A 3,864-nucleotide genomic window follows, 5' to 3' on the forward strand; every position below is an offset into this window, starting at 1 on the left:
GTCAGTGACTCGGCCCAGACCATCAGCGGCGGCAACCCCTTCCTGACGGCGGAAACCGCTTACGGCCTCGACCTCACGGCTGAATGGTACTTCGCTCCGGCCTCGCTGCTCGCGGTTAGCGCCTATCATCGCGAGATCAAGGACGTGCTGTTCGACGCCTCCACCCTTGTGGGCGACAACAGCTACGACTTCGGTGGCGTCAACCGCAGCGGTTATACCTTCAACACCACCCTGAACGGCGGCAAAGGTCACCTCAGCGGTGTCGAGTTCGTCTACTATCAGCCCTGGACCTTCCTGCCGGGCTGGACCTCGGGCTTCGGCTTCCAGGGCAGCCTGGCTCTCACCAAGGGCGAGTTTGAGACCCCGGACGGCGCGACCGTGGAATTCCCCGGCACCTCGGACCGGATCATCGGCGCCACCCTGTTCTACGAGAAGTATGGTCTGTCGACCCGTCTCACCTACCAGTACCGCAGCGACTGGCTGGACGAGGTGTTCCCCAGCGGCAGCGCGGCCAACTCCAACCTCTACTGGGACGAGACCACCCGTCTGGACCTCTCGGTCCGCTACCAGGTCAACGACACCCTGTCGCTGTTCATGGACGCCAACAACCTCACCGATGAGCGGGGCGTGCGCTACCAGGGCCAGGAAAGCCGGCCCTACGAAGTCGAAGGCTTCGGCCGCAAGTACCTGTTCGGCGTCCGCGCCAGCTTCTAATCCCCACGGCCGGACGCCCTCCGCGGCGTCCGGCTGAAGACTTCACGCTCCCGCATCCCAGTGCGGGGGCGTTTTTCTTTGGCTCAGACCAGATCCAGCCCGACGGCGGCGTGGTCGCTGGGATACCAGCCCTCGGCGTCGGGGGTGTCGAGACCGCGGAGAGCGGCGGCCACGCGCCAGGGCCCCGGCCGGTGCAGCACGCAGTGGTCGCTCGCGGCCAGGCCCTCAGGCACCTCGCCGATCCGCGCCCCCTGCAGGGTGCCCGGACGCGGATCCAGCCCCAGAGGCGCCAGAGCCGCGTCGGCGGCCTGTGCGTTGAGGTCGCCGGCCACCACCAGCCCGCCCTCCAGGCCTTCGCCGGCCCAGGCCAGGGCCTGGCCAAGTTGCTGCGCACGCAGCGCATGGGCGCCGCGCAGGTGTGTCAGGTGCAGATTGAGAATGCGCAGCGGCCGACCCTCGACCTCCAGGTCCAGGCGCTGGGCGATGCGGTCGCCGTCGGCGGCATGGCTGGCCAGGTCCAGGCGGTCGGCGACGCCCTGTGCGCGGGCCAGGATCGCCAGGCCCGAGGTGCTGTCGAGGTCGCGGCCCTGGTGCGTGCGGGCCTTGCGCCGGGACGGAGCCCGGTGGGCGACGAGGCCCAGTTCGGACGCCAGCCGGCCGGCGGTGTCGAAACCGTCGGCGGCGAAGCACTCCTGCAGGCAGACGATGTCAGGCGCCAGGTCCCGCAATCCGTCGCCCATCAGCTGCAGGCGGCGGAGATAGTCGCCCTCGTTCTTCCAGCTGTTGAGGGTGACGATGCGCACGGGGGCGTCAGGCGGCGCGCTGACCCTCGACCCAGACGCCGCGCACCACCGGCAGGCCGCCGCGGGTGTTGACCCGCACGAGGTCGGCGCGCGCGCCGCTCGTGATGGTCCCGCGATCGGTGAGCTGGGCCGCGCGGGCCGGAGCCTCGGTCACGACCGCGACGGCCCGGGCCAGACTCCAGCCGAAGGGCGCGGCCGTCAGGGCGAAGGCGCATTCGATCAGGCTGCGCGGCACATAGTCGGAGGCGAAGGCGTCGAGCAGGCCGGCGTCGGCCAGTTCCGAGGCGGGAACATTGCCCGAATAGGACCCGCCCCGCATCAGGTTGGGTCCGCCCATCACCACCACCATGCCGCGTTCCTTCGCGCGCCGGGCGGCCTCGATCGTCACCGGGAATTCCGAGACGGTGGCGCCCAGGTCGGCGGCCTCGTCGACGTGCTCGACGTCTTCGTCATCGTGGCTGGCCAGGGGTATCCGCCGCGACCTGGCCAGGTCGGCCACCAGACGGCGGTTGTTGGCGGCGTTGCGGCCCTGACGGTCGCGGATGCCGGCCAGGCGCTCGTCGATCTCCTGGGCGGACATGCCGTTGGCGCTCCAGTTGGCCAGGTGCTTCTCGATGTTGCGGTACTGCCGCTGGCCCGGCGTGTGGTCCATCAGGGAGAACAGCGAGGTCAGGGGATGGCTCGCCAGCTGCTCCAGCCGCGTCGGAAGGTCGTCGGCCGGGGTTTCGCAGCGCCAGTGCAGGCGATGATCGCCCTTCAGCATGCCGGCGTCACGGGCGGCAAGCAGGCCATTGGCCAGCCGGGGCAGGTTGTCGTGATTGCGCGCCACGGACGGATTGAAGGTGCCGATGCTCAGGCTGTCGAACACCGTGGTGACGCCCACCGACAGGCAGCAGCCGTCATGGGTCACCGCCGCCGAGATGGGGTTCCAGTCAATATTGGGCCGGGGAAAGAAGTGCTTCTCCAGATTGTCGGTGTGCAGGTCGATCACGCCCGGCATCAGGACGTCGCCCGCGAGGTCCTCCCCCACGGAGCCGCCGCGGTCCACCGCGACGATCTTGCCGTCACGCACCAGGACCGAGCCCAGAAACGAGTCGTCGGCAGTGACGACCTGGGCGTTTTTGAACGCGAACTCCACGGCGATACCTTTCAATCAGCGGCTCAGGGCCGCTCTGGGTCTGGGAAATCGATCACCACCTCGGTCGTGGAGCGGGAGATCCCGTACTCCAGGGGCCTGCCGAGGCCGTCGATGTTGAGATAGCGGTGCACCAGCAGCGGGACGTGCCGCGGGATGCGCAGCTGCTCGGCCTCCTCGGCCGTCGGCAGCCGGGCCGAGATAGCGGTGCGCCGGCGGGTGTAGTCCGGGATCCCGGAATCGATCAGCGTCTGGGTGATCGATCCCCGCGCCCGGTACATGTCGATGAAGGTGGGAAACCGGTCGTGGCTGAAGTGGTGCTGGCTGATGCCGGTGGGCTCATCGTCGATGAACCTGCTGCGCTCCAGATAGATGATCGGCTGGCCCGGACGTAGGCCCAGTTGGGCCGCGGCCTTGGCGTCCGCCGCCCGCGTCATCAGCTTGAGGGTCTCGGTTCGCGGGATCCGGCCACGTTCGCGGACGTGCTCTGCGAAGCGTGGACGCCGCTGAAGCTGCATGGGCGTTGAGGGCCGCCGGACATAGCTGCCCCGGCCCTGGGTGGACTCCACGATCCCCTTGTCCTGCAGGTCGGAAAGCGCCCGTCGCACCGTATGGCGGTTGACCATGAACTCCCGCGAGAGTTCGAACTCCGTCGGCAGCTTGTCGCCGGGCGTCAGTTCCCGCGCCAGAATCCGGCGCTCCAGGGATTGTGAGATCGTGCGCCAAAGGGCCATGGCCACCTTCGTATCATTCGCTCTTATCAGTCTTGCGACACCAATCTAGACAAGTTTTATTGACGTCAAAGAACCTTCATCATTGGTTTGTTGCCGGAAGACCTTCACTCAACTAACACTCAACTTAAGTGAATACAACAACCTGCTTATTTGTCGGAGGTTATCGATGACAGCCCAACCAGTTGTCGAGGCGACGCCGGAGCGGCGGCGCTGGCTCTCCATCCTCGCCAAGGCCCAGCCGAAGGAAGTGCTCGCGGCTTGGGAAGGCCTGATCTCGCCGCCGGAATACCGCGCGCTGCGTGCGCCGGAGATCGGCATGGTCCTGGTGCGCGGCCGGATGGGCGGCGCCGGCGACGCCTTCAACCTCGGCGAGATGACCGTGACCCGCGCCGCCGTGCGGCTCGAGAGCGGCGAGACCGGGATCGGCTATGTGGCCGGGCGCGACCGCAAGCATGCGGAGATCGCTGCGGCTGTGGAC

General features: G+C 68.0%; 5 protein-coding genes. 2 read left to right on the forward strand and 3 right to left on the reverse strand.

Annotation, left to right across the window (positions count from 1 at the left end; all coding sequences use genetic code 11):
* The coding region (locus tag RMO97_RS18535; RefSeq protein ID WP_310542491.1) for a TonB-dependent receptor domain-containing protein at window positions 1–714 on the forward strand (714 nt) is incomplete at its 5' end.
* Between the two features lie 83 nt (window positions 715–797).
* Here RMO97_RS18535 and RMO97_RS18540 read toward each other — a convergent pair.
* From RMO97_RS18540 to phnF, 3 genes are read right to left on the reverse strand one after another with little or no spacing between them, the layout of a single operon-like run.
* Window positions 798–1,517, reverse strand: coding sequence for an endonuclease/exonuclease/phosphatase family protein (locus tag RMO97_RS18540; RefSeq protein WP_310542492.1), 720 nt, complete (start codon window positions 1,515–1,517; stop codon window positions 798–800).
* 7 nt (window positions 1,518–1,524) lie between these two features.
* Window positions 1,525–2,670 carry an alpha-D-ribose 1-methylphosphonate 5-triphosphate diphosphatase gene (locus RMO97_RS18545; RefSeq protein ID WP_310542493.1) on the reverse strand — a complete coding sequence of 382 codons (1,146 nt, stop codon included), beginning with the start codon at window positions 2,668–2,670 and terminating at the stop codon, window positions 1,525–1,527.
* Between the two features lie 8 nt (window positions 2,671–2,678).
* On the reverse strand, window positions 2,679–3,386 hold the full coding sequence (phnF, locus tag RMO97_RS18550; RefSeq protein WP_310542495.1) for a phosphonate metabolism transcriptional regulator PhnF: 708 nt from the start codon (window positions 3,384–3,386) through the stop codon (window positions 2,679–2,681).
* A gap of 166 nt (window positions 3,387–3,552) precedes the next feature.
* Here phnF and phnG point away from each other — a divergent pair.
* Window positions 3,553–3,864, forward strand: a 312-nt coding sequence (gene phnG / locus RMO97_RS18555; protein ID WP_310542494.1) for a phosphonate C-P lyase system protein PhnG, incomplete at its 3' end; no start/stop codon positions are given.

This window comes from Phenylobacterium sp. (assembly GCF_031425575.1).
Lineage (GTDB): Bacteria > Pseudomonadota > Alphaproteobacteria > Caulobacterales > Caulobacteraceae > Phenylobacterium.

Excerpts from the sequence above, each read along its gene's own strand:
- phnF (WP_310542495.1), bottom strand. The coding sequence starts at position 3,386 with ATGGCCCTTTGGCGCACGATCTCACAATCCCTGGAGCGCCGGATTCTG.